The organism is Pseudomonas sp. 008 (assembly GCF_016861935.1).
Taxonomy (GTDB): Bacteria; Pseudomonadota; Gammaproteobacteria; order Pseudomonadales; family Pseudomonadaceae; genus Aquipseudomonas.
This window is the reverse complement of the sequence record NZ_BOMA01000017.1, coordinates 82,864-105,190: the sequence shown is the minus strand read 5'-3', so window position 1 is coordinate 105,190 and position 22,327 is coordinate 82,864. Positions and strand designations below refer to the sequence as shown.

Below are 22,327 nucleotides of genomic sequence, written 5' to 3'. Positions count from 1 at the left end.
CAGGGGCGAGGCTTGCCCGCGAAGCTTTTAAGGCAACAACGCTGCATCGGATAGAACTTGTTCCTGCGCACAAGCCCCCCGCAACTGCCCCTCGAACTGCTCGATAATCGCCGCCCAGCCCTGACGGCTTGCATGCTGGCGGGCATTGAGCCGCACGCAGCGCAAGGTTTCGCGCTCCTCCAGCAGCCAGCGTGCCGCATCGCAGAACGCCTGCTCATCCCCGGGCATGGCCAATACGCCGTTGTAGCCATGGCGAATATGCTGAGCCGCCGCAGCCTGATCGTACGCCACCACCCCCAGCCCTGAGGCCAATGCCTCAAGCACCACATTGCCGAAGGTCTCGGTCAGGCTCGGAAACAGAAACACATCCCCCGAGGCATAGTGACTGGCCAGCGCTTCGCCGCGTTGTGAGCCGCAAAAAATCGCCTCGGGCAATTCCTTTTCCAGCGCCGATCGTTGCGGACCGTCGCCGACCACAATCAATTTCATGTTCCGCTGTGGATAAGTGGTTTTCAGCATGTCGAAACTGCGCTTGAGCAGACCAAGATTCTTCTCCTGGGCCAAACGTCCTACGTGGATGAAGGCGATGTCATCCTCGGCCAGTCCCCATTGCTCACGCAGTGATTTCAGTCGTCTGGCCGGATGGAACAACTGGCTGTCGACGCCTCGAGAGAGCAGCGCCAGGCGCTCGAAACTGCGCCGCTCCAGTTCCAGTCGCTGGCTGGCGCTGGGCACCAGGGTCAGGGTCGAGCGATTGTGAAACCAGCGCAGGTAGTGGGTCAGCAAACGCGTCAGCAACCCGAGCCCATACTGGCTGGAATACTGCTGAAAATTGGTATGAAAGCCGCTGACCACCGAAATCCCCAAACGCCGTGCCGCGCGTAACGCCGACAACCCCAGCGGTCCTTCGGTGGCGATGTACAGCACGTCCGGGCGATGGCGCTTCCAGCGCCGCAGCAACTTGTGCATTGACGACTGCCCCCATTGCAGGCCGGGATAACCCGGTAGCGGCCAGCCCCGACACAGTAGCAACTCATCATTGCTGCCCATCAGCGGGTCGCCGCCCTGACGTGGCCGCACCAACTCGATCTGATGCCCGCGCGCGCGCAAACCGTCGAACAAGCGGCCAAGGGTATTGGCCACGCCGTTGATTTCCGGGGGGAAGGTTTCGGTGATCAGAGTGATATGCAGAGCTGTCGTCATGACCTCAGTGTCGACTGAGGCCATGTCGTCATTGTGACGGTGGGATGATGGATATGTGACGCGATTAACGGCGCTCTGCCACCAGATTCTCCGCGCCACGCTCACGCACCCAGAACAGCGTCGCCCCGGCCACCGCAGCCGGCATCATCAGAATGTTGACCACCGGAATCAGCAGCACCAGATAAACGATCCCGCCGAAGCTCATGCTCTGCCAGCGCTTCTTGCGCAGCCAGGCGAGCATCTCGTTCCAGCCCAGCTTGTGGTTGTCCGCTGGGTAGTCGATGTACTGGATCGCCATCATCCACACCCCGAACAGCAGCCACAGCGGTGCGGCAATGATGTTGACCACCGGGATGAACGACAGGATGAACAGCCCGATGGCCCTTGGCAGGAAATAGCCTAGCTTGCGCATTTCCCGGGACAGGGTGCGGGGGATCATGGCAATCAGTTCACTCCAGCTGAAGGTCGGGAAATCGTCGGTGCCGCGCACCACCACTTCGACTTTCTCCGCGAGGAAGCCGTTGAACGGTGCGGCGATGACGTTGGCGAGCATCGTGAAGGTGAAGAACACCATCAACACCACCAACACCACGAATATCGGCCAGAGGATATAGCTGAGGAAGCTCAGCCAATCGGGCAGGGACGGCATCAGCGTATCGACCCATAGGCTGAACTGATGACCGGCCAGATAGATCAATCCGACGAACAGCACCAGGTTGATCGCCAGCGGCAGCAACACGAACAGACGCAGACTTGGGCTCAGGACCAGATTGAGGCCTTCGCGCAGGTATTGCGGGCCGGAGAGAACGGGGGCGGGCATAACGAGCTCCGAACAAGAGGGAAACGCGCCGACCTTACCGGCTTTGCCTGAGGTGCGAAAGCGCGGTAGCGGCATCGACATTAACTGTAACAAAGGCGTCTATACATTCACTGCAACGGAATAGAGACCGCCTATGAGCTGGATTGTTAAACCGTATTTCCTTAATCTTCGCCCCCTCGATACGCTGCACCCATTCTTTTACAGGACTGTCGAGTTCAAGCCTTCCCCAAGTGCTTTCAACGGTCCTTTTTTATTCCCGCCGGCAATCCGGCGTTCCGCGCCCAGTGTTTCGGGCCGGTCAACAGGAGCAGGTCATGTCTGAAGTTCGTCATTCGCGAGTGATTATTCTCGGTTCCGGCCCTGCCGGTTACAGCGCTGCGGTCTATGCTGCCCGTGCCAACCTCAAGCCACTGCTGATCACCGGCATGCAAGCCGGCGGTCAACTGACCACCACCACCGAAGTCGACAACTGGCCGGGCGACGTCCACGGCCTGACCGGCCCGGCGCTGATGGAACGGATGAAAGAGCACGCAGAGCGCTTTGAAACCGAGATCGTGTTTGATCACATCAATGCCGTGGACTTCGCTGCCAAGCCGTACACCCTGATTGGCGACAGCGCGACTTACACCTGCGACGCCCTGATCATCGCTACCGGTGCCAGCGCTCGTTACCTGGGCCTGCCGTCGGAAGAAGCGTTCATGGGCAAAGGCGTTTCGGCCTGCGCGACCTGTGACGGTTTCTTCTATCGCAACAAGCCAGTGGCTGTGGTCGGTGGCGGTAATACCGCTGTCGAAGAAGCACTGTATCTGGCCAACATCGCCAGCACCGTGACCCTGATTCACCGTCGCGAAACGTTCCGCGCCGAGAAAATCCTGATCGACAAGCTCAATGCCCGGGTTGCCGAAGGCAAGATCATCCTGAAGCTGAACGCGACCCTGGACGAAGTGTTGGGCGACAACATGGGCGTGACCGGTGCTCGCCTGAAGAACAACGATGGCAGCTTCGACGAAATCAAAGTCGACGGCGTGTTCATCGCCATCGGCCACACCCCGAACACGTCGTTGTTCGAAGGTCAGCTGACGTTGAAAGACGGCTACCTGGTTGTACAGGGCGGCCGTGACGGCAACGCCACTGCCACCAGCGTCGAAGGTATCTTTGCTGCCGGTGACGTGGCCGACCACGTTTACCGTCAAGCCATCACCTCGGCCGGCGCCGGCTGCATGGCGGCACTGGACACTGAGCGTTACCTAGACGGCCTGCAGAACGTTTCGTTCTGATTCCGTAGTAAACAAAAAACCGGCCTTGGCCGGTTTTTTTGTGGGCAGACGATTTTGCCTCAGGACAATTTCGCCAGGCACGCCTCAAAAATATCCAGCCCTTCCTCCAGCACGGCGGCCTCAGTGGTCAATGGCGCGAGCAGCCGAATGATGTGGCGCGACTTGCCGCTGGGCATCAGCAGCAAGCCCGACTCTCGCGCCAGGGCCAGCAACTGTGTCAGTTGCGCCGAAGCCGGTGTGCCGTCGGCATTGATCAACTCAATGCCGCGCATCGCACCCACGCCGGTCAAACGGCCTAGATACGGTGACAGTCCGCGTGCCCGCCAGGCTTCGTAGCGGCTGACAATCGCTTCTTCCTGCTGCGAGCCCCAAGCGTGCAGATGTGCATCACTCATTTCGTCCAGGGTCGCCAACGCGGCGGCGCAGGCGATGGGATTGCCTGAGTAGGTGCCGCCCAATCCGCCCTTGGGCAAGTTGTCGACTAGCGATTTGCGCCCGACAACCGCACCCAGCGGCACGCCGCCGGCAATGCTTTTGCCCAGCAGGATCAGGTCCGGCTCAATGCCCAGTCGCGAGAACGCAAACCGCTGGCCGGTGCGGCCGAAGCCGGACTGGATTTCATCGGCGATCAGCAAAATGCCTTTGTCATCACAGAAACGCCGCAGTGCCTGGGCGAATTCCACATCCATCGCCAGAAACCCGCCTTCGCCTTGCACCGGTTCGACGATAAAACAGGCCACGTCATTCACGTCGATCTCGACGCTGAACAGCCGATCCATCGCCTTCAGTGCCTCGGCGCAGGTCACGTCATTGTCTTTGCTAGGGAAGGGCAGGTGGTACACCGGACCCGGCAGCACGCCGACTTTCTGCTTGTAAGGCGCGACCTTGCCGTTGAGGTTGAGGGTGGCCAGCGTGCGGCCGTGGAAGGCGCCGTCAAAGGCAATGATCGCGGTGCGGCCGGTGGCGCCACGGACGATCTTCAGGGCGTTTTCCGCCGCTTCCGCGCCGCTGTTGGTAAGCATGCCACTGACCGGGTAATCCACCGGAATAAACGCAGCCAGGCGATCCATCAGGTCGATGTAAGGCATATGGGGCGCTGCGTTGAACGCGTAGTGAGTCAGGCGGGTGGCTTGTTCGCGAATAGCCTCGACGATGCGCGGATGGCAATGGCCGAGGTTCAGTACGCCGATTCCCCCGACAAAGTCGATGTAGCGCTTGCCATCGGTGCCCCAGACTTCGGCATTTTTGCCGTGGCTGAGACTGATGGGGTGAACAATGGAAATCGACTGACTGATGGTTTCGCTGCGCATGGATGGCTGACTCTGAAGAAGGGATACTTCTTTTTATCTAAGCCGCGAGCAGAGGTGCCCGGCAAACGAAATAAAGTTGCCGGGTCAATCTTAAAAGTCGGGATGTGCCCTGATGCCGATCGATGGCGACGCATAATCCGTGGCGAGGGAGCAAGCTCCCTCGCCACAGGTTTAGCGACGAGTCAGTGGCTGCTGAGCGAACTTCACACCCGCCAAGCCATGGGCAATCAACGCCCGGATATTGCCGTGGTCGCTGCCTTCGGGCGTGGCCACCACCGAACGATAATGCTCGCCAAACGCCAACAGCGCTTCTTCATCGCTCAGACCTTCCAGCAGCGCCAGGCCCAGGGTCTTGCACGAGCCTTCGTTCTGCCCGGCTGCGTTTTCCACGCCACCGTTGTTGAAAGCCTGGGGCTGGTAGTCATAACCGGCGGCAATGAACGCCAGGGTATCGGCGAAAACGTGTTCGCCACTCTTGAGGCTGGCGCGCAGGGTGTTCAAATCACTCATTGGGTTTTCCTTTGGCGAACGCCGCTTGTTGGTCGGCGCTGGCTTCTTTCTGGTATTGGGCTTTCCACTCGGCGTACGGCATGCCGTAAACCACTTCGCGGGCTTCATCGAGGCTGACGTCGATCTGGCGTTCGTCAGCGGCGGCCTTGTACCACTTGGACAGGCAGTTGCGGCAGAAACCCGAGAGGTTCATCAGGTCGATGTTCTGCACGTCCTTGCGGCTGTCCAGGTGGGCAACCAGCCGGCGAAAGGCGGCGGCTTCAAGTTCCAGGCGTTGTTGATCGTTCATGATGGGCTCTGTGCAATCAAATCGTGGCGCGGATGATAAAAGCCTGGCGAGCGATGCGCCAGACGCGGTCAGCGGCTTGCGGCCAGGGTAATCGACACCGACTCGGCGAAGCGCAAGGCGTGGGGCTTGTCGACTTCGACTTCGGCATACAGCACCGACTCGTTGGCCATGATCAGGTCCAGCAGCTCCTGGGTCAGGCGCTCGAGCAGGGCAAAGCGATTGCCTTCCACGTGGGCAATGATCGCCTTGGTGATGGTGCGGTAGTTCAGCGCGTGATCGATGTCGTTGTCACGCACGGCGTCCTGGGCGGCATACAGGATGGTCAGGTTGATCAGCACATCCTGCTTGTTGAGGATCTCGTCCTCGTTGATCCCGATGAAAGTTCGCAAACACAGGTCCTTGACCCGGATGCGTGCCATTCCTGGTTGAAGTTGTGGCATTGCTACTTGCTCCGTCCAATCAATTGCAGGAACTCCTGGCGGGTGTTGCTCGACTCGCGGAAGGCGCCGAGCATCACCGAGGTGTTCATGGTCGAATTCTGTTTCTCGACGCCGCGCATCATCATGCACATGTGCTGGGCTTCGATGACCACCGCGACACCGGCGGCATCGGTCACTTGCTGCACGGCCTCGGCGATTTGCCGGGTGAGGTTCTCCTGGATTTGCAGGCGGCGGGCGAACATATCCACAAGCCGTGCAATCTTCGACAGGCCGAGCACCTTGCCCGTTGGAATATAAGCCACATGCGCCTTGCCGATGAAGGGCAACATGTGATGTTCACACAGCGAGTACAACTCGATGTTGTCGACAATGATCATTTCATCGTTGTCGGAGGCGAACAGTGCGCCGTTGACGATCTCTTCGACACTCTGTTCGTAACCATGACACAGGTATTGCATCGCCTTGGCGGCGCGCAACGGGGTGTCTTGCAGCCCTTCGCGGTCGGGGTTTTCACCGAGGCCGATGAGGATCTTGCGATAGCTCTGGGACAGGGTGTTGTGGGGCAGGGATAACGTCATGGGGACATCCTCGCGGGGGCGGCTTATTTGACGTGCCGTCCGCCATTGACGGTCAGGGTCGTGCCGGTGACATAAGGGTTGTCGAGCAAATAGCGCAGGCTCTGGTAGATCACTTCGCTGCCGGGCTCGATGCCCAGTGCGGATTTGGCCAGGACCCTGGCGCGGTACGCCGCGTCGTCGTCGGGATTGAACAGTAGCAGGGCTGGCGCGATACCGTTGACCTTGATGTCTGGCGCGTACTTGGCGGCAAAGGACAGGGTCATGCTGTCGAGCCCGGCTTTGCTGGCGCAGTAGCCGATGTGCTTGCTGCTGCCCTTGCGGGTCACGTCATCGCTGATGTGCACGATGTCGGCGGGGCTTGAGCGTCTGAGTAAATCGGCACAGTGCAGGTTGATCAGGTAGGGCGCCAGCATGTGCACGCTGAACATGCGGGTGAAGGCTTCGACTTCGGCGCCCGGGGTTTCGGCCAGCCATTCGGAGGCGTTGTGGACTATCGCCCGCAGGCTGTCGGTGTGGTTCTTCAGTTCACCGATGAACGCGAGAATCCCGGCCTCGCTGGAAAAGTCCGCGAACACCGCGGTCGCTCCCAGATCGCGCAGGGTTTTTACGCCGGGGCGTTCGCTGCGGTAACTGAAAATGACCGGATGGCCGTCTTCGAGCAAACGCTGCGCGCAGTGCAAGCCGACACGCTGGCCGGCACCGGTGATGAGGATGGGGGCTGCGGAAGAGGTCATGAACGGCTCGCGTCGCGGTTAGAGCAAAACTATACCAGCGACGGGAGTCGTGCACCTACGCTCCTGCAAGCGTTACTGATTTTGGGTAGTAGGCGTTGCGGGCAACGGTTGTTGCGGTGCGGTGTTCAGCCAGCCGGCCAACAGATGGGTCGACAATGGAATGAAGAAATAGACCATCAGCGGCGTCAGGCACAGGGTGCTGACGAACACCCGGGCCAGCAATCCCGTTTCAGCCAATAACGGTCCCAGCACAAAGTTGAACAGCAGGGACACCGGAAAGAACGCCAGCCAGATCGCCACGGCCTGCTTCCAGCGTGGCGGGCGTTGCCCTGCTGCACCGAACCAGCCATCGATGCCACTGACCCGATGCTCCGAAGGATGGGCGAACAGATTGCTGCCGCGTCCCAGCCAAGCGGTACGCGAGGCGGAATGCTCCCAGGCGTGCAGGGTTTGCTCGTCGGCGAAGCGGAAAATAATCTGGAATTCGTCATCCTCGGGCGGCGGAGCAAGCACGCCAGAACCGAGATAGCCGGGGAAGTCGGTGGCCAGTTGTTCGCCTTCGCGCAACCAGGCCATCAGATCCTGATAACGCCCATCGGCGACGCGACGCGCAACCATCAGCGTGACGGGGGAAGTAGACATTGTGTATCTCCGTAGGGCAAACGCGTCGCTCCGGATAAGAGCTTCGCCAGACACAGCGCCGGGGTAGTGGGCTGCGTCTTGGGACAAGCAAGGATTATTCCTGATTGTGTCTTGGACGTCAGTGCTAATTAAATCAACGGCGTGTTGAATACTGCCGGGGCAGGAGAGTTAGAATGGGATCCAATATTTTGCATGGACGTAAATCCAAAGATGCCTGTGCTGACCGACGTTACGCCTGGCTTGTCCTCTGGTATCTCCCTGATTCGAGAAGAGCTGTTCCCGATTCGTGAGGTCGCGCGCATGACAGGGGTCAACCCGGTTACGCTTCGAGCCTGGGAGCGACGCTACGGGCTGATACAGCCCACCCGCACCGAAAGCGGGCACCGTTTGTATTCAATGATCGATATCGAGCGCGTTCGCAGCATCCTTGGCTGGATCGAGCGTGGTGTCGCGGTCAGCAAGGTTGGCAAGATACTGGCCAAGACCGAACCGCTCCAGGTGCTGGAGCGGATCATTCCCGACGAGCTCGTTCAAGCCGACTACGGCCAATGGCAGCAGCAGGTCAAGGCGGCGGTGAGTGTTTTTGACGAAGCTCAGCTGGAACACATCTACGGTCAGATTTTTTCCAGTTATCCGCTGACGGTTGTGTTCCAGGACATCCTGATTCCGATCTGGAAGCAATTGCTGCAACGCCATGATGCGTTCGGTCAGACCAGCGAGTGGCTTTTTCTGGATGGCTTTCTGCGTTCTCGAGTATTGCAACGCTTGCTGCTGGTGCGTGTCATGCAGCCGCGACGAGTGATTGTCTGCGCCTTGGCCGACCAATGTCGTGAACTCGAAGTGTTGGTCACGGCGCTCTATCTGAGCAGCATCGATTCGGCTATTCAGTTGTTGGCGATCGGGCAGCCCTTCGACGAGTTGATCCTGGTCTGTGAGAAGATCAAGCCCAGGGCGCTGGTGTTGATTTCCAATCACGCGCCGACTGCCGAACTGCCTCGACGTTTGAACCGTCTGGCCATGGGGCTGGAATGTCAGCTGTTTCTGGCCGGGGATGCGTCCGACCTGGCGCAAGAGAGTCTGGCCGGGTCGTCGGTCGGTTGCCTTGGAAACGAGGGGGGGGTGATGCGCCAGCGTCTGAAACAGTTCCTGGCGGGAAACCTGGATACCTGAGATTCAAATATGCAAAGCAGGATGGGTCAGGCGATGTTGCTGAAGGATGTACTGACGCAGACGCTCGGTTTCGTCCTTGTCACTCTGGCTCAACTCGTAGGCGTAGAAACCTTGCTCGGTCTCACGCTCCAGGGTGCCGCGCAACGCAATCCGCTCATAGCCTGACGGGCTGAACCACAGCGCGAAGTGCTTTGGCGCCTTGGTCTTGTTGCGAACTTCCAGCAAAACCCCTTTGAACGATATTTCGTGCACCCACATCGTGCCGGGTTGCCCCTTGGCATTTTCCAGCGCCACTGGCTCTTCGAGCGCCAGGCGCCATGGCCGAATCATTGGCCCGTCTTCATAAATGCTGGGGACACCGAGGCGTAGATGCATTGCGTGAAACTCATCTTCCACCAGGTGCAGCGGGAAGGTCATTTGCTGATTTTCGAAAGTGGCCTGGATGGTGACTTGCTCATGGGCGGCCAGGCGTGTGAGCAAATCACGGATCTGCGAGCCGCCGTTGACCAGCAAACTCGACGTCGCATCCCGCACATTGAGTTGCGGGTTGTGTTGCATGGTCTGGATAAAGTCCAGCTCATCCTGGGTCAGGAGTGCGTCGCGCTGCATGATTTGCTCGAAAGAAATAATTACAAAGTCATCGGTGATTGTAGTAAATGACCACTAATTCTCAGATTGGTTTGATCCGTTCGTCGACTTGAGATCAGCAAGTTCTGCCTGTACCTCGGCCAATTGCGCTTCCAGCTGTGCAACTCGCTGCTGTGCCTTGACCTGAACCGTGACGTCTTTCTGCACCCCGACAAAATAGGTTTGTCCGTCGTGCGGGTTTTTTACCGTGGAAAGCGACAGTTCGTTCCAGAACGGGGTGCCGTCCTTGCGGTAATTCCTGAGAATTTCCCGGCAGGAACCGCCATTGCCCAACGCCTGGCGAATCAATGCGAGGGCGGGCTGATCCCGGTCTCCTGCCTGCAAAAAACGGCAATCCTGATAGAGGATTTCTTCGCTCGTATAGCCCGTCAGGCGTTCGAACGCCGGGTTTACGTAAATCAGGATGTTGTCCTGTTCGCCTTCCTTTTCGGCAATCACGATGCCGTCGTTGGACGCCTCGATCACCATTTGCAGCAGTGAGGCATTGATCATCGCAGAGTCCTTTGCGTATTGATGGGTACGCTGCATTCTAAAAGATCAATGAGGGCTGTGCTGTTAATATCTTGGCCTTTTACTCAGCTTCAGGATCAGATTGATGAAAGTCGCCATTCTTTCCGGCTCGGTGTACGGCACGGCTGAAGAAGTCGCCCGCCACGCCGCAAGTCTATTGAACGCCGCCGGTTTTGAAACCTGGCACAACCCGCGCGCGACACTTGCCGATGTCCAGGCCTTTGGCCCGGAAGCATTTCTGGCGGTGACTTCGACCACCGGCATGGGTGAGTTGCCGGACAACCTGCAACCGTTGTATTCGACGATTCGCGATCAATTGCCCGCCGCCTGGCGTGGCTTGCCGGGTGCCGTTATCGGGTTGGGCGACTCGAGTTACGGCGATACGTTCTGCGGTGGCGGTGAGCAAATGCGTGAATTGTTCGGCGAACTGGGCGTGCGTGAAGTGCTGCCGATGTTGCGTCTGGACGCCAGTGAAACCGTAACGCCGGAAACCGACGCCGAGCCTTGGCTGGCGGATCTGGTCAGCGCTCTGCGGGGCTGACCGGCTTTTATTGGCGGCAGTGTTCTGACATGGATCCAGGCTCCCCCGCGCACTGACTCGCTCGGCCACCAAGCTGGCTGCCAATGCAACTAGCCGATCTCCGGGGGCTGACTAGACTGCTGTAACGTCAGTGAACATTAAGAACCCAGAACAATAAAAAGAGATCCTTGCCGTGAGCGTAACCCCCATCCAGTCGCCACACAGTCTCCAGGATAAAGTCAGTGCCGCCGAATGGCAGGCCCGCGTCGACCTGGCGGCCTGTTATCGCCTGGTCGCCCTCCACGGCTGGGACGATCTGATCTTCACGCACATTTCAGCCAAGGTGCCAGGCACTGAAGACTTCCTGATCAACCCGTTCGGGATGATGTTCCATGAAATCACCGCGTCGAGCCTGGTCAAGGTCGATCAGGCCGGCAACAAATTGATGGACAGCCCCTACGAGATCAACCCGGCGGGTTACACCATCCACAGCGCGGTGCATGAAGTCCGGCATGACGTCGTGTGTGTACTGCATACCCACACGGCGGCGGGCGTGGCGGTATCGGCGCAGAAACAGGGCATTTTGCCGATCAGTCAGCAGTCATTGTTCGTCCTGTCCAGCCTGGCTTATCACGCCTATGAAGGCGTGGCACTGAACCATGAAGAGAAGGCGCGGCTGCAAGCCGACCTGGGTGAAAACAATTTTCTGATGCTGCACAACCACGGTCTGCTGACCTGTGGCGGCACCATAGCCGACACGTTCCTGATGATGTTTACCTTTCAGCGCGCCTGCGAGATTCAGGTGCTGGCGCAGAACGGTGGCGCGGAGTTGATCGCCATCGAACCGCAGATTCTGGCGGGCGCCAAGGCGATGATCGCCGGCGTCACCAAAAGTGCTCAAGGGATGGGTGGCGCGCTGGCCTGGCCGGCGCTGCTGCGCAAACTCGATAAACAAGACCCGGGTTATAAACTCTAAATGGCACTCGCCGAAATTCCTCTGTGTGTCTGGCGTAAACGCGGCCAGACGTTCGTCTTCCGCGGTCAGACCATCCGCTATTGGGCAGCGGGGCAGGGCGAACCGCTGTTGTTGATCCATGGTTTCCCGACCGCCAGTTGGGACTGGCATTACCTGTGGCAGCCGCTGGCGCAGCGCTATCGGGTGATTGCCTGCGACATGCTTGGCTTCGGCGATTCGGCCAAACCGGTGAACCACAACTACAGCCTGCTGGAGCAGGCCGATCTGCAACAAGCGTTATTGGCGCACTTGAACGTCGAGCAACCCGTTCACGTGTTGGCACACGATTATGGCGACAGCGTGGCCCAGGAACTCTTGGCCCGGCATTACGAAGCACACGCTCATATCGCCAGTTGCGTGTTCCTCAATGGCGGGTTGTTTCCCGAAACCCATCGCCCGGTGTTAATGCAAAAACTCCTGCTAAGCCCCTTGGGCTGGATGATCGGGCTAGCTTTTACCCGTGACGCTCTGGTGAAGAGTTTCAAGCAGATTTTCGGTCCGCAGACCCGGCCCACGGAAAGTGAGCTGGATGATTTCTGGAGCCTGGTCGATAGCAATCACGGGCAGCGGATCATGCATAAATTGATCGGTTATATCCCGCAGCGGCGGGTCCAGCGTGAGCGTTGGGTCAGCGCCATGCAGCGCGGCGAGGTGCCGCTGCGCGTTATCGATGGTGAGGTCGATCCGGTTTCCGGTGCGCACATGGTGGCGCGCTATCGGCAACTGATTCCCGCCCCGGACACTGTCCTGCTGTCCGAGATCGGCCATTACCCACAGATCGAAGCGCCGGCGCAGGTGCTCAAGCACTATCTGGAATTTCGCGATCAGTTGATTTCACCGCCGCTCAAGTTGGCGTGTTCCTGACTATCCCGCTGCCTTATCGCGCACCATTCAGCCGCCCCCGTGTTCATTGTGACCGGCAGCCCCGTGCCTGACACTCGCTCCCATTGTCCCCTGGCCTGCTGGAGTTCCCCATGAATGAGTCTGTGCGCTTCGAAGATAAAGTCGTGATCGTCACCGGCGCGGGCGGCGGCTTGGGGCGAGCGCATGCATTGCTGTTCGCCAAACAGGGCGCCAAAGTGCTGGTCAATGATCTCGGCGGCTCGGCTCAGGGTGAAGGCGCCAATGCATCGGCGGCCGATCGGGTGGTAGCGGAAATTCGTGAAGCGGGCGGCATTGCCGAGGCAAACCATGACTCCGTCACCGACGGTGACAAAATAGTCCAGCACGCCCTCGATACGTTCGGTCGTATCGATGTCGTGGTGAACAACGCCGGCATCCTGCGGGACAAGACCTTTCACAAAATGGACGACAGCGATTGGGACCTGGTTTACCGCGTTCACGTCGAAGGCGCCTACAAGGTCACTCGCGCCGCCTGGCCACACATGCGTGAGCAAAACTATGGCCGCGTGATCTTCACCGCGTCGACCTCGGGCATCTATGGCAACTTCGGCCAGTCCAACTACGGCATGGCCAAGCTCGGCCTATACGGCCTGACCCGCACACTGGCCATCGAGGGCCGCAAGAACAACATCCTGGTCAACGCCATCGCCCCCACGGGTGGCACCCGCATGACCGAAGGCCTGATCCCGCCGCAAGTATTCGAGCAACTCAAACCGGAACTGGTCAGCCCGTTGGTGGTGTACCTGGCCAGCGAGCATTGCCAGGAAACGTCGGGTCTGTTCGAGGTCGGTGGTGGCTGGATGGGCAAGGTGCGCTGGGAGCGCAGCCTGGGTGCCGGGTTCGATCCGCGGGTCGGCTTCTCGCCGGAGGATGTGGCGGCGCATTGGCAGCAGATCTGCGATTTCGAAGGCGCGGCGCATCCGAAGGACAACATTGAGGCGCTGAAGGAAATGATGGAGAACTTGCAGAAGCATTCCCTCTGACGCTGATTTGCGCGACATCTGGCGGGGCTTGCCTGAGCCCCGTCATCTCCTCCCGATTGCTTCCTGCCTGAAAACCTTTCGCCCATAAAAAAGGCCGCTGCAAACGCAGCGGCCAAAGTAAGACGTGGATCCAGGAGCTACAAATCAACGTCAGTGAACACAGGGCGATGAGTCGAAAAATACGCTTCAAATCATCTGGATTCTGTCGCCAATGGGGGTGGTCTATCATCCCCATTGCTTTGTGCTTTCGGGCCGTTTTCCGTGAAAGCCAGGCAAGAATAAGGTATTGATCGCAAAGGAAAAATAGCGATTTCAGACATGCACTGTTACAGTCTTGGCAACAGTCTTCGGCTGACCTTTTGTAACAGCTGCCGTTAGCTGCGCCAGCTGTTACACATCCAACTTCAATCATGTCCCATGCACTTCACTGATAACCCTCCATCCAGCCCATCCATACCCCGCGCAAAACCCCGCCTCATGCGGGCCTTCATCCTTTGGAGGTACATCGCGAATACCTCCTTGGTGCGCTTATCGCTCCCGGCGAGCGGCAGTAGGGTGGGGTCTTCTGTCACTCACCGGGGAAGACGCATGACAAAAACAACAATGCGCGCCATCTTCAAGCCGCAAGCGCTGGCCGCTGCGGTGGCCTTGGGCTGCTGTGCCCAGGCGCAGGCTGTTTCATTCAACATCGGCGAAATCGAGGGGCAGTTCGATTCCTCGTTGTCCGTCGGCGCGAGCTGGGGCATGCGCGATGCCGACAAGTCGCTGGTGGGTACCGTCAATGGCGGGACCGGCCAATCCTCGACCGGTGATGACGGACGCCTGAACTTCAAGAAAGGCGAAACCTTCTCCAAGATCTTCAAGGGCATCCACGACCTCGAATTGAAGTACGGCGACACGGGCGTGTTCGTCCGTGGCAAGTACTGGTACGACTTCGAGCTCAAAGACGAAGACCGCGAGTTCAAGCAGATCAGCGACAGCGGTCGCAAGGAAGGCGCCAAGTCTTCGGGCGCGCAGATTCTCGATGCCTTCGTCTATCACAACTATTCCATCGCCGATCTGCCGGGCACCGTGCGTGCCGGTAAACAGGTGGTCAGCTGGGGTGAAAGTACTTTCATCGGCAACTCGATCAACAGCATCAACCCGGTCGACGTTTCGGCGTTCCGACGTCCCGGCGCGGAGATCAAGGAAGGCCTGATTCCGGTCAACATGCTGTTCGCTTCCCAGGGCTTGACCGATCAACTCACGGTGGAAGGTTTCTACCAACTGGAGTGGGATCAGACGGTTCTCGACAACTGTGGCACCTTCTTCGGTAACGACGTTGTGGCGGACGGTTGCAACAATAACTACACCGTCGGCAGCCCGGCGATTGCTCCGCTGGCACCGCTGGCGGCAGCCTTTGGCCAACCTATCCAGGTCACCCGTGAGGGCGTGATCGTGCCCCGTGGCGGTGACCGCGATGCACGGGATTCGGGGCAGTGGGGCGCGGCTTTGCGCTGGCTCGGTGACGACACCGAATATGGCCTCTACTTCATGAACTACCACAGTCGCACACCGACCGTCGGCACCACCACCGCCGGGCTGTCCACATTGGCCAGCCTGCCGGGCATGGTCAGCGCTGCCAACCGTCTGGCCCCGGGCAGCGGTTCGGGCCTGGCGCAAAGCGTGATGCTCGGGCGCGGCCAGTACTACCTCGAATACCCGGAGGACATTCGCCTGTACGGTGCGAGTTTCTCCACCACGTTGCCCACCGGCACTGCCTGGACCGGCGAAATCAGCTACCGGCCTAACGCTCCGGTGCAGGTCAACACCAACGACCTGACCCTGGCGTTGCTCAACCCGATCGCCGGCGGCGCGGCATCGCCTGTTGCGACCCGGCCTGGCGCCGACAATACCGGTTACCGCCGCAAGGAAGTGACCCAGGTGCAAAGCACCCTGACGCATTTCTTCGATCAAGTGCTGGGCGCCCAACGGCTGACCCTGGTCGGTGAAGCGGCGATGGTCCATGTCGGTGGTCTGGAGCCGCGAAGCAAGCTGCGTTACGGCCGTGATTCGGTCTACGGCCAGTACGGTTTCGGTGGCGATACCGACGGCTTCGTCACCTCGACCTCCTGGGGCTATCGCGCCCGGGCGATCCTCGATTATGCCAACGTGATTGGCGGGATCAACCTCAAACCCAACCTGTCCTGGTCCCATGACGTCGCCGGCTACGGCCCCAACGGGCTGTTCAACGAAGGCGCCAAAGCGGTCAGCGTCGGTGTCGATGCCGACTACCGCAACACCTATACCGCAAGCTTGAGTTACACCGACTTTTTCGGCGGGAATTACAACACCCTGACCGACCGCGACTTCCTGGCGCTGAGCTTCGGCGTGAACTTCTGATCTGGCTGAGAAGGATGATGTTAATGCGCAAGATGATTCTGCAATGCGGCGCCCTGGCACTGAGTCTGTTGGCTGCCAACGTGATGGCTGCGGTCTCGCCGGAAGAGGCCAGTAAGCTCGGCACCACCCTCACGCCGCTAGGCGCCGAGAAGGCCGGCAACGCCGATGGTTCGATCCCGGCCTGGACCGGTGGCATCCCGAAAAACGCTGGCGCGGTCGACAGCAAAGGCTTCCTGGCTGACCCGTTCGCCAGTGAAAAACCGCTGTTCACCATCACCGCCGCAACGGTCGACAAGTACAAGGACAAGCTTTCGGACGGTCAGGTGGCGATGTTCAAGCGCTACCCGGAAACCTACAAGATTCCGGTCTACCCAACCCATCGTACTGTGGCCGTGCCGCCGGAAATCTACGAGTCGGCCAAGCGCAGCGCGCTGAACGTGACCAGCATCAACGACGGTAACGGTCTGGCCAATTTCACCGGCAATCGCTACTACGCGTTCCCGATTCCGAAGAATGGCGTCGAGGTGCTGTGGAACCACATCACCCGTTACCACGGTGGTAATCTGCGACGGATCATCACCCAGGTGACCCCGCAGACCAACGGCAGCTACACGCCGATTCGCTTCGAAGAAGAGATCGCCGTACCGCAACTGATGAAGGACCTGGACCCGGACAAAGCCGCCAACGTGCTGACCTTCTTCAAACAGTCGGTGACCGCGCCGGCGCGGTTGGCGGGTAACGTATTGCTGGTGCACGAAACCCTCGATCAGGTGAAAGAGCCGCGACTGGCGTGGATCTACAACGCCGGTCAACGTCGTGTGCGTCGTGCACCGCAAGTGGCCTACGACGGACCGGGCACCGCCGCTGACGGCCTGCGGACTTCGGACAACTTCGACATGTTCTCCGGTGCGCCAGATCGCTACGACTGGAAACTGATCGGCAAAAAGGAAATGTACATTCCCTACAACAGCTACAAACTAGATTCGCCGAGCCTCAAGTACGATGACGTGGTGAAAGCCGGGCACATCAACCAGGACCTGACCCGCTACGAGTTGCACCGGGTCTGGGAAGTGGTCGGCACGGTCAAGCCGAGTGAGCGGCACATCTACGCCAAACGCCACATGTACCTCGACGAAGACAGCTGGCAAGTGGCGCTGGTGGACCACTACGACGGTCGCGGCCAACTGTGGCGAGTGGCCGAAGGTCACGCCCAGTACTACTACGATCACCAGACTCCGGCCTATACCCTCGAGGCGCTCTACGACATCATCGCTGGCCGATACATTGCCCTGGGAATGAAGAACGAAGAGAAGCACAGTTTTATATTTGGCTTTGACGCCAAGGCTGCCGACTACACACCGTCGGCTCTGCGCGCCGAGGGCGTTCGGTAAGGGTTTTGATACATTGGCATCACAAAAGGCGACCGGTGGGTCGCCTTTTTTATGGGCGCCAATCAGCGCGCTGAATACCTCTCAACAAGCGGGTTGGAGAGGGTTAGGGTTGTCGGACAATTATAAAAAGGCACGCTGCAATGACCGCAATGACCGCCATGACCCCGTGTCTGGACCGTTCTGGATTCCTGCCCCGCCTGTCCTCTCATCACCTGTCGCGGGCTCGCTTGACCGAGCAGCTACTGACCTCAACGGCCCGGGTGAAATTACTCTGCGCTCCCGCCGGCAGCGGCAAGAGTGCGCTGCTCGCCGAGTGCCTGTTGCGGGCGCCATCCCAGTGCCGGGTGCATTGGCTGCCCTTGTCTGGCGTGGTGTCGAGCGCGGCCGATTTTCGTCATCGTCTGGCACAGGTGCTGGGGTTAACCTCGTCGGGTGAAACCGAATTGCTGAGCAATCTGGCGCGATTGCAGACGCCGACCTGGCTGTTCCTCGATGACTACTGCCGTCTGCCGAACCCGGAGCTGGACTCGTTGCTGGATCGTATGTTGGCGATCAGCAGCCCGATGCTGACCTGGTGGCTCGGCACTCGTCGCCGGCCGCAATGCAACTGGCCACGGCTGTTGCTTGATGATGAATTGTACGAATGCGAGAGCGCTTCGCTGGCTTTTACTTCAGGTGAAGTGGAGCAGCTGTTGCGTCCCTGGGTGCCGGATCAGGCCAACAAGGTGGCCAGTCGGGTCATCCAGCGCACCGGCGGCTGGTGTGCCGGTGTGCGGATCGCGCTGTTGCAGAAGTGCGACTGGTCGCGTCAGGACAACCTCCAGGGACGGGCGGACACCTTGCTCGATTATCTGGAGCACGAGTTGTTCAGCTCGCTGACGCCTGAGTTGAGCGAGGCCTGGCGCGTGCTGGCCCACTTGCCACGCTTCAATGCCCGACTGTGTGATCACCTGTTTGGGGCCGGGGAGGGCGCGCAGTACCTGAGGACCTTGCAAGCACTGGGTTGTTTTATCGAACCCTGGCGCGACTCCACCGACTGGCTGCAGGTGTTCACCCCGTTCACCCAATTGCTGCGCGATGAGCAATGGCCGGCCGGACGCTCCTGGCATCGGCGGGCCTGCCAGTGGTTCTGCGCCGAGCAGGACTGGAAATCAGCCTTCGAACAAGCATTGCTCGCCGAGGAATACGAAGTGGCGGTCAGCCTGTTGCAGCACTTCAGTTTCGAGCAGTTGTTCGAGGAGCAGACGGTGGTGCTGTTGTTGCGTTTGCACGAGCAGCAAGGCGAGGAACTGACACTGGGCAGTCCGCAGTTGGTCGGATTGACTACCGCCGCCTTGTTGTTCGCCGGACGTTTCGAACAGGCGACCACCTGCATCGCTCGTTTGGCGCATTTCACGCCGCAACCCTCGGCCGTGCTTCAGCGTCGATTGATTGCCCGCTGGCAGTCCCTGCAGGGTTGGCTACTGCATTTGCAGGGGCGCATGGAGCCTTCTCGCGCGCACTTTCTTGACGCGTTGAGCGCACTCGATCCCGACTGTTGGACGGCGCGGTTGATGTGTTTGTCGGGGCTGACGCAACAGGCGTTGTTAAGGGGCGAACTCGACGTCGCACAAGCCCATAACCGTGAGGCCTTGTGCCTGGCGCGGGCGCAAGGTTCGCTGGTGTTCGAGGGCTTGATGGAACTCGATCATGCGCAGTTGCTGGAGCAACGGGGCGCGGCGTTACGGGCCGAAAGCCTGCTGTGTGACATCAATGAACTGCTCAGTCAGCGTTCGGACCGACCTGCTCCCTTGCTGGGACGAATTGCGTTGCGTCGTGGGCGGCTGGCCATGAGTCTGGGGGCAGACGAACACGCCGCCGAACTCTTTCAGACGGGGCTGGACGATTGCTTGCACAACCATGACAAGCGCGTGCTGTATGGGTTTCTCGGTCTGGCGCAACTGGCGGCCAATCATCGAGATTATGCGGCGGCGTTTGTTCATCTGCGCGACGCCGAACGATTGATGCAGCAGCGGCAGATTCCCGAAACGGTTTATCGGGGTGTACTGCTGCAAATCAGCAGCCATATCTGGTTGCAGCAGGGGCGCCCCGAGTTGGCCTGCGAAGCCTTGAGTCGGGTGCTCCGTCATTATCATGGCTCCCCCGTGCGGCAGGCACCGCCAGCGACACTAGAGCTGATACCGGTTCTGGAATACCTGTTGATACTGGCCGAGGTTCATCTAGGACTGGCCCAAGCGCCGTTAGCCCGGCTCGAGGCCCAGTTGCAATGGGCGCGACAGCGAGGCATGTCGCGACTACAAGCACAGTTGCATTTGGTCATGGCCGAAGTGGCCTGGTTGACCGACGACCCTTCTGCTCAGCAGTCGTTGCAGGACGGATTGGCCCTGGTTGAGCGCTGCAACCTCCAACAAGTCTTGTGCGATTTGCAACTACGCCAGCCTGAATTACTTGGCGCAATCCGTCTTGCCACAACGGGAACCCCTTTGAATGGGGAGACCTTCCCACAAAGTCAATTGAGTCTGCGTGAAATAGAAGTATTGAAGTTAGTGGCGCAGGGTAATTCCAATCAACAGATTGCCGATCTTCTATTTATTTCATTGCACACCGTTAAAACCCATGCGCGGAGAATTAATGTGAAGTTGGGGGTGGAGCGAAGAACTCAGGCGGTTGCTCAGGCAAAGTTGTTGGGGATGCTCGGTTAGTGTTGGGTTTTCTTTGTATGGGTTCGGCTTCTGATAACGATCAATCGGCCAGGGCGGGTGGCTGATACCCCATCCGCCAACTCACGGCCCGGGTCGCCGCCAGCAAGCGCTGTGCCGCCGGGCCGTTTTCGTCAGCGTGGAACAACGAGGTTGGGCCGACGATAGTCATCACTGCCGCCACCTGGCCGACAGCGTTGAACACCGGAGCCGACAACGCATCCACGCCGGGCATCAGCAAACCGTGCACATGATGCAAACCGCGTTCGCGGATCTGTTCGCATAGGGTGGCATAGGCTTTTTCGTCGGCCAGGGGATGGGCATCGACAGTGATTTCCTGTTCGCGCAATTCATCGGTTTCCCGATGTGGCAGGTAGGCACTGAACACCAGCCCTGTCGACGAACTGAGCAACGGCAACACCGAGCCCAATTGCGTGACCACCGTCACCGCTCGCACCGCCGGCTCGATGTGCACCACCGTCGCGCCCTGATTACCCCACACCGCCAAAAAACAGGTTTCGTTCAGATCGTCGCGCAGTTCGGCCAAGGGCAGGGCGGCGACTTTCAGCACGTCCATACTGTTCAGGGCAGCCAGGCCGACCCTAAGCGCTTCACGACCGAGGCCGTAATGGTTGGTGGCCGCGTTCTGCTCGGCAAAACCGCTGGCGATCAACGCCTGTAGATAACGGTGAACCTTGCTCGCCGGCATCTGCACGTGTTCGGCCAAGCGCGACAACGAGGTCGAGGGCGACAGCTCGGCGAGGGCCTTGAGGATGTCGGTGCCGACTTCGGCCGAGCGGACTTTCTGTTTACCGTTGCTTTCGCTGGTCATGGAGGCGGTGTGATCCCGGGACGAATGGGCGTCTTTATAGCTTGACGGTCAATACCAATCAAATTACGTTATGCGTAATTGAATTACGATAAAAATAACCCGGGCGTGCCAAGACCTCATCGCAGAGCAACTGGCCATTGCCTACTCCCGTTCAGGAGGCTCCATGAACCTCGATTCAACGGCGCCAGCGCTGGCTTATCAGTCAGGCTTTGGCAACGAATTCAGCAGCGAAGCGTTGCCCGGCGCACTGCCCGTCGGCCAGAACTCCCCGCAAAAAGCCCCTTACGGCCTGTACACCGAGCTGTTCTCCGGCACTGCGTTCACCATGGCCCGCAGCGAAGCACGCCGGACCTGGATGTACCGCATTCAGCCGTCGGCCAATCACCCGGCATTCGTCAAACTGGATCGGCAACTGGCCGGTGGTCCGTTGGGTGAAGTGACCCCCAATCGCCTGCGCTGGAACCCCTTGGACATTCCGACCGAGCCCACCGATTTCATCGACGGGCTGGTGAGCATGGCCGCCAATTCGGGCGCGGATAAACCGGCCGGGATCAGCATCTACAACTACCGCGCCAACCGTTCCATGGAGCGGGTGTTCTTCAACGCCGACGGCGAACTGCTGTTGGTACCGGAACTGGGCCGCCTGCGCATCGCCACCGAACTGGGCGTGCTGGAACTGGAGCCGCTGGAAATCGCCGTGTTGCCTCGCGGGCTGAAATTCCGCATCGAACTGCTCGATCCGCAAGCGCGGGGCTATGTGGCCGAAAACCACGGCGCGCCACTGCGCCTGCCGGACCTGGGGCCGATCGGCAGCAACGGTCTGGCCAACCCTCGCGACTTCCTGACCCCGGTGGCGCATTACGAAAACCTCAAGCAACCGACCACCCTGGTGCAGAAATTCCTCGGCCAATTGTGGGGCTGCGAGCTCGATCATTCGCCGCTGAACGTGGTCGCCTGGCACGGCAATAACGTGCCGTACAAATATGACCTGCGTCGCTTCAACACCATTGGCACGGTGAGTTTCGATCACCCGGATCCGTCGATTTTCACCGTCCTGACCTCGCCGACCAGCGTGCACGGTCTGGCCAACCTCGACTTCGTGATCTTCCCGCCACGCTGGATGGTGGCCGAGAAAACCTTCCGTCCGCCGTGGTTCCACCGCAACCTGATGAACGAATACATGGGCCTGATCAAGGGCGAGTACGATGCCAAAGCCGAAGGTTTCGTGCCGGGCGGCGCCTCGTTGCACAGCTGCATGAGTGCTCACGGCCCCGATGGCGAGACCTGCACCAAGGCGATCAACGCTGAACTGGCGCCGGCTAAAATCGACAACACCATGGCTTTCATGTTCGAGACCAGCCAGGTGCTGCGCCCGAGCCGGTTCGCCCTGGATTGCCCACAGCTGCAAAACGATTACGACGCCTGCTGGGCCTCGTTGCCCGCCACTTTCGACCCGACCCGGAGATAACCC

The 22,327-nt window shown here is 59.5% G+C and carries 22 protein-coding genes; 10 read left to right on the top strand and 12 right to left on the bottom strand.

All coding sequences use genetic code 11. The features are described from left to right. Positions 1-27 precede the first annotated feature (27 nt). Both JUI81_RS27920 and cysZ read right to left on the bottom strand, forming a co-directional pair. The gene (locus JUI81_RS27920; protein WP_204125456.1) at positions 28-1,227 is read right to left on the bottom strand and encodes a glycosyltransferase family 1 protein; all 1,200 of its coding nucleotides are present in this window, start codon (positions 1,225-1,227) and stop codon (positions 28-30) included. Positions 1,228-1,267: 40 nt separating this feature from the next. Next, positions 1,268-2,023, bottom strand: coding sequence for a sulfate transporter CysZ (gene cysZ / locus JUI81_RS27915; protein WP_019581155.1), 756 nt, complete (start codon positions 2,021-2,023; stop codon positions 1,268-1,270). 314 nt (positions 2,024-2,337) lie between these two features. Between cysZ and trxB the strand changes: the two genes are divergently transcribed. Next, the gene (gene trxB, locus JUI81_RS27910; RefSeq protein WP_028940302.1) at positions 2,338-3,300 is read left to right on the top strand and encodes a thioredoxin-disulfide reductase; all 963 of its coding nucleotides are present in this window, start codon (positions 2,338-2,340) and stop codon (positions 3,298-3,300) included. 59 nt (positions 3,301-3,359) lie between these two features. Here the strand turns inward: trxB and JUI81_RS27905 are convergent, their stop codons facing one another. The 7 genes from JUI81_RS27905 to JUI81_RS27875 form a co-directional block, all read right to left on the bottom strand. Then, positions 3,360-4,610 carry an aspartate aminotransferase family protein gene (locus JUI81_RS27905; protein ID WP_204125455.1) on the bottom strand — a complete coding sequence of 417 codons (1,251 nt, stop codon included), beginning with the start codon at positions 4,608-4,610 and terminating at the stop codon, positions 3,360-3,362. A gap of 171 nt (positions 4,611-4,781) precedes the next feature. Further along, complete coding sequence (locus tag JUI81_RS27900) at positions 4,782-5,120, bottom strand: HopJ type III effector protein (protein WP_018927180.1); 339 nt, start codon at positions 5,118-5,120, stop codon at positions 4,782-4,784. Beyond that, positions 5,113-5,409: a DUF1244 domain-containing protein gene (locus JUI81_RS27895; RefSeq protein WP_018927179.1), complete on the bottom strand. Its 297-nt coding sequence runs from the start codon at positions 5,407-5,409 to the stop codon at positions 5,113-5,115. The genes JUI81_RS27900 and JUI81_RS27895 overlap by 8 nt, the downstream gene beginning before the upstream one ends. Before the next feature lie 68 nt (positions 5,410-5,477). Further along, a complete protein-coding gene (gene folX / locus JUI81_RS27890) occupies positions 5,478-5,849 on the bottom strand; it encodes a dihydroneopterin triphosphate 2'-epimerase (RefSeq protein ID WP_007942179.1) in 372 nt (123 codons plus the stop codon). A 2-nt stretch (positions 5,850-5,851) separates the two neighbouring features. Then, positions 5,852-6,427: a GTP cyclohydrolase I FolE gene (folE, locus tag JUI81_RS27885; RefSeq protein WP_204125454.1), complete on the bottom strand. Its 576-nt coding sequence runs from the start codon at positions 6,425-6,427 to the stop codon at positions 5,852-5,854. Positions 6,428-6,450: 23 nt separating this feature from the next. Then, positions 6,451-7,161 (bottom strand): dihydromonapterin reductase, encoded by a 711-nt coding sequence (gene folM, locus JUI81_RS27880; RefSeq protein WP_204125453.1) that lies wholly within the window; start codon positions 7,159-7,161, stop codon positions 6,451-6,453. 72 nt (positions 7,162-7,233) lie between these two features. Next, entirely contained in the window at positions 7,234-7,803 is a 570-nt protein-coding gene (locus tag JUI81_RS27875) for an antibiotic biosynthesis monooxygenase (RefSeq protein ID WP_019581151.1), read from the bottom strand. Positions 7,804-8,013: 210 nt separating this feature from the next. Here JUI81_RS27875 and JUI81_RS27870 point away from each other — a divergent pair, with 210 nt between their 5' ends. Beyond that, entirely contained in the window at positions 8,014-8,973 is a 960-nt protein-coding gene (locus tag JUI81_RS27870) for a MerR family transcriptional regulator (protein WP_239077739.1), read from the top strand. 3 nt (positions 8,974-8,976) lie between these two features. On the opposite strand, the gene JUI81_RS27865 is transcribed toward JUI81_RS27870, so the two are convergent. Both JUI81_RS27865 and JUI81_RS27860 read right to left on the bottom strand, forming a co-directional pair. Continuing rightward, the gene (locus JUI81_RS27865) at positions 8,977-9,582 is read right to left on the bottom strand and encodes a hypothetical protein (RefSeq protein WP_018927173.1); all 606 of its coding nucleotides are present in this window, start codon (positions 9,580-9,582) and stop codon (positions 8,977-8,979) included. Positions 9,583-9,636: 54 nt separating this feature from the next. Further along, complete coding sequence (locus tag JUI81_RS27860; protein WP_019581149.1) at positions 9,637-10,113, bottom strand: PAS domain-containing protein; 477 nt, start codon at positions 10,111-10,113, stop codon at positions 9,637-9,639. A gap of 103 nt (positions 10,114-10,216) precedes the next feature. On the opposite strand from JUI81_RS27860, the gene JUI81_RS27855 reads away from it, so the two are divergent. The 7 genes from JUI81_RS27855 (at position 10,217) to JUI81_RS27825 (ending at position 20,027) form a co-directional block, all read left to right on the top strand. Beyond that, positions 10,217-10,672 carry a flavodoxin gene (locus JUI81_RS27855; RefSeq protein WP_019581148.1) on the top strand — a complete coding sequence of 152 codons (456 nt, stop codon included), beginning with the start codon at positions 10,217-10,219 and terminating at the stop codon, positions 10,670-10,672. Between the two features lie 172 nt (positions 10,673-10,844). Beyond that, the gene (locus JUI81_RS27850; RefSeq protein WP_204125451.1) at positions 10,845-11,627 is read left to right on the top strand and encodes a class II aldolase/adducin family protein; all 783 of its coding nucleotides are present in this window, start codon (positions 10,845-10,847) and stop codon (positions 11,625-11,627) included. Next, entirely contained in the window at positions 11,628-12,530 is a 903-nt protein-coding gene (locus JUI81_RS27845) for an alpha/beta fold hydrolase (RefSeq protein ID WP_204125450.1), read from the top strand. It begins immediately after the preceding gene. 110 nt (positions 12,531-12,640) lie between these two features. After that, positions 12,641-13,552, top strand: coding sequence for an SDR family oxidoreductase (locus tag JUI81_RS27840; protein WP_028940307.1), 912 nt, complete (start codon positions 12,641-12,643; stop codon positions 13,550-13,552). Positions 13,553-14,140: 588 nt separating this feature from the next. After that, complete coding sequence (locus JUI81_RS27835; RefSeq protein WP_204125449.1) at positions 14,141-15,934, top strand: DUF1302 domain-containing protein; 1,794 nt, start codon at positions 14,141-14,143, stop codon at positions 15,932-15,934. Positions 15,935-15,957: 23 nt separating this feature from the next. Then, on the top strand, positions 15,958-17,325 hold the full coding sequence (locus JUI81_RS27830; RefSeq protein WP_019581143.1) for a DUF1329 domain-containing protein: 1,368 nt from the start codon (positions 15,958-15,960) through the stop codon (positions 17,323-17,325). 149 nt (positions 17,326-17,474) lie between these two features. After that, the gene (locus JUI81_RS27825; protein WP_204125463.1) at positions 17,475-20,027 is read left to right on the top strand and encodes a LuxR C-terminal-related transcriptional regulator; all 2,553 of its coding nucleotides are present in this window, start codon (positions 17,475-17,477) and stop codon (positions 20,025-20,027) included. Positions 20,028-20,067: 40 nt separating this feature from the next. Here the strand turns inward: JUI81_RS27825 and JUI81_RS27820 are convergent, their stop codons facing one another. Next, positions 20,068-20,856 (bottom strand): IclR family transcriptional regulator, encoded by a 789-nt coding sequence (locus JUI81_RS27820; protein ID WP_096479560.1) that lies wholly within the window; start codon positions 20,854-20,856, stop codon positions 20,068-20,070. A gap of 163 nt (positions 20,857-21,019) precedes the next feature. Here JUI81_RS27820 and hmgA point away from each other — a divergent pair, with 163 nt between their 5' ends. Then, the gene (gene hmgA / locus JUI81_RS27815) at positions 21,020-22,324 is read left to right on the top strand and encodes a homogentisate 1,2-dioxygenase (RefSeq protein WP_019581140.1); all 1,305 of its coding nucleotides are present in this window, start codon (positions 21,020-21,022) and stop codon (positions 22,322-22,324) included. The last annotated feature ends 3 nt before the right edge of the window (positions 22,325-22,327 follow it).